The organism is Streptodolium elevatio (assembly GCF_040649515.1).
Lineage (GTDB): Bacteria > Actinomycetota > Actinomycetes > Streptomycetales > Streptomycetaceae > Yinghuangia > Yinghuangia elevatio.
In genome coordinates, this window is record NZ_JBEZFP010000120.1 from 23,779 (window position 1) to 29,971 (window position 6,193).

General features: G+C 72.6%; 5 protein-coding genes. 2 read left to right on the forward strand and 3 right to left on the reverse strand.

Annotated elements, in window-relative coordinates; all coding sequences use genetic code 11:
- The 3 genes from AB0C36_RS33330 to AB0C36_RS33340 form a co-directional block, all read right to left on the reverse strand.
- Positions 1-1,170, reverse strand: a complete 1,170-nt coding sequence (locus AB0C36_RS33330) for a D-alanine--D-alanine ligase family protein (protein WP_358361636.1) — start codon at positions 1,168-1,170, stop codon at positions 1-3.
- A 113-nt stretch (positions 1,171-1,283) separates the two neighbouring features.
- Complete coding sequence (locus tag AB0C36_RS33335; RefSeq protein ID WP_358361638.1) at positions 1,284-2,297, reverse strand: NAD(P)H-dependent glycerol-3-phosphate dehydrogenase; 1,014 nt, start codon at positions 2,295-2,297, stop codon at positions 1,284-1,286.
- Positions 2,294-3,175: a lysophospholipid acyltransferase family protein gene (locus AB0C36_RS33340; protein ID WP_358361640.1), complete on the reverse strand. Its 882-nt coding sequence runs from the start codon at positions 3,173-3,175 to the stop codon at positions 2,294-2,296. The genes AB0C36_RS33335 and AB0C36_RS33340 overlap by 4 nt, the downstream gene beginning before the upstream one ends.
- A 435-nt stretch (positions 3,176-3,610) precedes the next feature.
- Between AB0C36_RS33340 and cofC the strand changes: the two genes are divergently transcribed.
- Positions 3,611-4,309, forward strand: a complete 699-nt coding sequence (gene cofC, locus AB0C36_RS33345; protein WP_358361642.1) for a 2-phospho-L-lactate guanylyltransferase — start codon at positions 3,611-3,613, stop codon at positions 4,307-4,309.
- A 419-nt stretch (positions 4,310-4,728) separates the two neighbouring features.
- The gene (locus tag AB0C36_RS33350) at positions 4,729-4,947 is read left to right on the forward strand and encodes a cold-shock protein (protein WP_358361644.1); all 219 of its coding nucleotides are present in this window, start codon (positions 4,729-4,731) and stop codon (positions 4,945-4,947) included.
- Positions 4,948-6,193: the final 1,246 nt, after the last annotated feature.

Genomic DNA, 6,193 nt, shown 5'->3' on the forward strand with positions numbered 1-6,193 from the left:
TCAGCGCAGAAGTGAGTTCGGGCGCTCCAGCGCGGCGCTGATGAGGCGGTCGACCAACTCCGGGTACTCGACCCCGCTCGCCTTCCACATCTGCGGGTACATCGACACCGGGGTGAACCCGGGCATGGTGTTGACCTCGTTGATGACCACGCTGCCGCCGTCCAGCAGGAAGAAGTCGACGCGCGCGAGCCCTTCGCAGCTGAGGGCGTCGAACGCGGCCACCGCCATGCGCTGCACCTCGCGCGTCTGCTCGTCCGTGAGGAGGGCGGGCACGTCGGTCTCGGTCACGTCGTCGAGGTACTTGGCCTCGAAATCGTAGAACTCGTGGTCGCCGCGCACCCGGATCTCCGCCGGGACACTCGCGATCGCGCCGTCCCGCGTCTCCAGTACGCCGCATTCGATCTCGCGGCCGGTCAGCATGCCTTCGACGATGACCTTGGGGTCGTGCTTGCGCGCGGTCTCGATCGCCTCGTCGAGCGCGTCGATGTCGTGGACCTTGCTGATGCCCATGCTCGAACCGGCGCGCGCGGGCTTGACGAACACCGGGAAGCCGAGCGCCGCGACAGCCTCGCGCACCGCGGAGGGGTCGCGCTCCCAGTCGCGCGGGCGGATCGTCGTGTACGGGCCGATCGGCAGGCCGAAGCCTTCGAACACCCGCTTCATGTACTCCTTGTCCATGCTGACCGAACTGGCCAGCACGCCCGAGCCGACGTATGGCACACCCGCGAGTTCCAGCAGGCCCTGGATGGTGCCGTCCTCGCCGTACGCGCCGTGCAGCAGCGGGAACACCACGTCCACGCCGCCGAGCAGGTCGGTGACCTGCCCGGTCTCGACGAGCGTGAGCTCGCGCTGCGTCGGGTCGGCGGCCAGCACCACGGAACCGCCGGGCTCCGCGACGTCGGTGACGTCCGGCAGCCGCCCGGAGTTGCCGATCGCGAGGCGCTCGGCGGCGTCGGCGACCAGGGCCCAGCGGCCGTCCTGCGTGATGCCGAGCGGGAGCACGTCGTACTTCTCCCGGTCGATGGCGGCGAGCACACTGCCCGCGGTCACGCAGGAGATCGCGTGCTCGGAGCTGCGCCCGCCGAACACGACGGCGACGCGCGGACGCGTGCCGCCGGCGGGGGTGCCGGTGGTGCCAGGGGTGCCGGAAGCGTGGGTGACGTCGTTCATGGTGGCAAAACCCTACTGCCACATGTGTGCGAGCGTTGGGAGGCACCTCGCGGACGTCGGGGTTCGGCGTCGGTGTTCGGCGTCGGGGGGTGACGTCCGCGTCGGTGTCGGCGTCAGCCGTCGACGTCGTACCTCTCCGGCTTGGCGCTGCGCGACATGAGCTCTTTGACCGCCAGGCGCGGGGACTTGCCGTCCTTCACCATCGCGACCACGGTGTCGACGATCGGCATCTCCACGCCGTGCCGGCGCGCGAGTTCCTGCACCGCGACACACGACTTGACGCCCTCGGTGGTCTGGCTCGTCGCGGCGGTGGCCTCGTCGAGCGTCATGCCGCGCCCGAGGTTCATGCCGAAGGTGTGGTTGCGCGACAACGTCGACGAGCAGGTCGCCACCAGGTCGCCCAGGCCCGCGAGACCGGCGAACGTGTGCTGGTCGGCGCCCATCGCGGCGCCGAGGCGCATCGTCTCGGCAAGGCCGCGGGTGATGAGCGAGGCCTTGGCGTTGTCGCCCAGGTCCAGGCCGTCGGCGGCGCCGGCCGCGAGGCCGATGACGTTCTTGACGGTGCCGCCGAGTTCGCAGCCGACCACGTCGGAATTCGTGTACGGCCGGAAGTACGGCGTCATGCACGCGGCCTGGAGCCTGCGGGCGACGTCCTCGTCCGCACAGGCGACCACGCTCGCGGCGGGAAGGCGCCGGGCGATCTCGGCCGCCAGGTTGGGCCCGCTGACGACCGCCACGCGGTCCTCGGCGACGCCGGCGACCTCGCCGATGACCTCGCTCATGCGCTTGGCGGTGCCGAGTTCGATGCCCTTCATGAGGCTCACCAGAACCGCGTCGGAGGGCAGCAGCGGCGCCCAGGCGGTGAGGTTCCCGCGCAGCGACTGCGACGGCACGGAGAGCACCACGAAGTCGGCGCCCGCGGCGGCCTTCCCGGGGTCGACCGTCGCGGTGACCGTCTCGGGCAGGCGGACCCCGGGGAAGTAGCCGGGGTTGTGGTGGTCGTTGTTGATCGCGTCGACGACCTCGGGGCGGCGCGCCCACAGCGTCACTTCGCAGCCCGCGTCGGCGAGGATCATCGCGAAGGCCGTCCCCCAGGAGCCGGCGCCGAACACCGCGCAGCGCGTCATGCGGCGCCGCCCTCGGCGGTGCGCTCGGTCGGGCGCTCCGCGGGGCGCTCGGCCGGGGGTTCGGCGGGGGCCTCGGAGAGAGTCTCGGCGGGGCTCCCGGCGGCGCTCCCGGTCGCGGGCTTGTCCCCCTCGGCGGGGCCGGTCGCCGCCGGATCCGCCTGCGGTCCGGGCGTGTTCTTGGCCTTGCGGCGGCTCTCGCGCGGCGGGACGGGCTCTTCGCGCAACTTGGCGAGCAGTTCGGTCACGGCGTCCATGATGCGGTCCGTGGCGCCGCGCAGGACATCGGCGGTCAGTTCGCGGCCGCGGAACTCGTCGAGGTCGACGGCCGGTCCGGCGAGCACCTTCATGGTCTTGCGCGGGAGGAGGCGGGGGCGCTTGGCGTACGGCGCCAGCAGGTCCTGGGCACCCCACTGGGCGACGGGGATCACCGGAGCGCCGGTGGTCAGCGCGATGCGCGCGGCACCGGTCTTGCCCTGCATGGGCCACAGCGCCTTGTCGCGCGTGATCGTGCCCTCGGGGTAGACGGCCACGCAGTCGCCGCGTTCGACCGCCTCCACCGCGGCGCGGAAGGCCAGCGCGGCGTCGGCGGAATCGCGGTAGACGGGGATCTGGCCGGCGCCCTTGATGATGCGGCCCACCACCGGGATCTTGAACAGCGAGGACTTCGCGAGGAAGTGCGCCTCACGGCCGGACTCGTACTGGAAATGCGCATAAGTCAGCGGGTCGACATAACTGATGTGGTTGACCGCGGTGACGAAGCCGCCCTCCACGGGGATGTGCTCCATCCCGCGCCAGTCGCGCTTGGTGAACACCAGGAGCAGGGGTTTGACCACCACGACCACGACGCGGTACCAGAAGCCGATCCTTCTCCGGGCCATCAGTAGCGAGCCTCCTGAGTCGTGTTGCGCCGTGTCCCTGCTCACACAATGGGCGACCGGGCTGAGCGGATGCCGATTATGTACAAGGGAACACCATGGTGTGATCGCCCCCGGGCACAACCCCCCGCGCCCCGGTCGATGCCCGTAGTTTCCCGTGAGAATCGTCGCGATGTCGAGAAAGGCGCACGTCCAACGCACCGGCGGAGTCCGGAGCAATGCTTTTACCGGCCTCGAAGGGGCGTCCGGCACGAGGTCGCGCACCGACGATCGAGCGGGCGGATCCGGGCACACAAGGGCACGGCATACGAGCACAGATGAGCAAGGTTGGGCACGCTTGAGCCCACTCGATCGAGTCGACCGAGCACGCCGGGCAAGCTGGACAAGGCTTGGACAAGCCTTGGACACGACAGGAACAGCGAGACGCAGGGAGGACGGATGCGCGAACCCCGGGTGACCCCTGGCCTCGCGGTACGCCCCGGCCTTCCGGTCGTCCCGCCCGCACCGCGCCACTGGCGGCTGGTGGTGCCCGTGAAGCCCCTCCCGATCGCCAAGAGCCGCCTGGCCCCCGCGACCGGGGAGCACCGCGGCGAACTCGCCCTGGCGTTCGCCGCGGACACGGTACGCGCGGCGCTGGCATGCGGGCGCGTCGACGGGGTCCTGGTGGTGACGGACGACCCGCTGGTCGCCGAGGCGGTGCGCGCGCAGGGCGCGGAGACCGCCGCCGACGTGGGCAGCGGGCTCAACGCGGCGCTCGCGCACGGTGCCGCACTCGCCGGGCGACGCTGGCCGGGCACCGGGATCGCGGCGCTGTCCGCCGACCTGCCCGCGCTGCGCTCCGCGGAGTTGGACCGGGTGCTCGGCCAAGCGAGCGCGTACCACCGCTCGTTCCTGCCGGACGCGGCCGGCATCGGCACGACTCTGCTGGCGGCCTCCCCGGGGGTTCCGCTCGCGCCCGCTTTCGGCGGCGCCTCCCGGGCCCGGCACCGCGCCTCGGGGGCCCACGAACTCAGGCCGCCGGGTGTCGATTCGGTACGCCGGGACGTCGACACCGTCGAGGATCTCGCGCGTGCGGTCGAGCTGGGTGTCGGCCCGCGGACGTGGGCGGTCCTGCCGTTGCTGACGGCAGGCTGCTGACGTCCGCTCCTGACGTCCGCTCCTGACGTCCGCTCCTGACGTCGGCTGCCGAAGTCGGGCTGGTGAGTGCGGGCTGCCCGACCAAGGGCTGCGGCCCTCTGGGCTGAGGCCCGGATGGTTGCGGCCCGGATGGTTGCGGCCCGCAGGGCTGCGGTCGCGCGGCCGCGGTCCGAGGCCGCGGTCCGAGGCGGCAGGGCCACGTGCGGTTCGCGCCGGACGGTTTCGCGGCTCGGGAGGGTCGGGCGAAGCCGGTGCGGCGGTACACGATCAAGGCCGCGGGCCCGAGAAGGCGTGCAGTGGCCCACTGGACGCCCGTTCGTGGCCTCCGGCACCTCGCAGTAGCCCGCAGGAGACTTCGCAGCCTCAGCGGGCCGTACAGCGTTGCCGGCGTCGGTCGCGGCGGGCCGTACCCTCGAGCCATGCAGGGAACCGTGCACACATTCGACGCCGCCACCCGGTCGGGCACTGTGCTGCTCGACGACGGCAGCGCGCTCCCCTACCCCGCATCGGCGTTCGACGCCTCGGGGCTTCGGCTCTTGCGGCCCGGCCAGCGGGTGCGGCTCAAGGCCGAAGGCGAAGGGCCGGAGCGCACCGCGGTATTCCTGACGATCGCCACGCTGTCCGATCCGCATGTGTGACCACCCGCCGAACACCCGTACGGCCTAAGCAAACGCGCCCCGGGCGCCGCGCGGGAGGCAGCAAGTGCCTCCCGTCCCCCCGGTTTTCCGCCTTCCGAGTAGCCACTGCCACCCCGATGGCCCAACGACTCGACCCGCAACTCACCCGCCCCGCAGGCCTCGAACGTACTCGCGAGCCGCGACCGCGCCGGGCCGATCGGCCCCAACAGCCCCGCCGCGCAAGGGGCGCGGCGAGTCACGGGCGATGCGCCGGCGCCCTGCGACGGCACGGTGGTGCCCGAGGGGTTCAGGCGGTCGGAGGGCTTGGCGGGACTGGTGCCGTACCCGAACGGCCCTGCGGCGTATGGGTCGCGCGTGAACGCGGTGCGGTGACGCGCGACCGACGATCGTCCAACTCCCCCGGCTCCCCTGCCCCAACGCTCCGCGAGTTGGCCCACCAGGTCGACGCGTCCACGAACAAGCGTGCGAATAACGGTGCCATGGAAGGGATCGGAGCGTACGGAGCACCCGGCGGTCGGCGCCGAGCCCCAACTCGGCGGCATGGCCCGGCAACTGCGCACCGCCGGCGTCCGGTTGCCTCTCGCTCCGCAGCCTTGGGCACCGCTCCGAGAGCCGCCCAGCCGCGATGTGTCCCGGCCTCTCGTGTCGCGGGTTTGCCAACTCGCAGTGACGGCCCGGCAACTGCGGGCCGCGGCGGTGGCCGTGGGGTGGCCGAGCTGCGTCCGGGGACCGTCACGAGGACTCCGACAGGCACGTCCGCCCCCACCCCACCCGAACCCACGCCTCTGCCAAGCCCGGAGGCCCGGAGGGCCTGAAGCCCTGATGCCTTGAGCCCGTCGAGCCCTGGCCGCAGTCACATAGGTCCTCGGCGAGCGCGGCCACGCCACGCGCGGCGCCGGAGCCCCGGGCTGGGGGCCGTCGTTCGCCGGGTCAGATGCCGCGGCGTTCAATGCAGTCCGCAACCGCGGCTCCCACCCCGGGGCCCGCGGACCGCGAAGTGCCCGTGTACGCGGGCCACAAGGCCCGGTACGGGCAGGCCCGCAGAAGTCCCGTCCCCGGCTCGGCCGAACCCGTTCCCGCGCCGCGTAGGCGGATCGCACCCGAACGGCCCTGTCCTATCAGGCCCCCGCCGACGCCCGGCCGGGGTGCTCCGCCCCCGTCTCCGACCCGCGTGTCCGCCCCGTCTCCGTCGCCTGTGCGGAACGCGGGGTTCCGGACGCGCGACGGGCCGGACCCTCGAATGAGG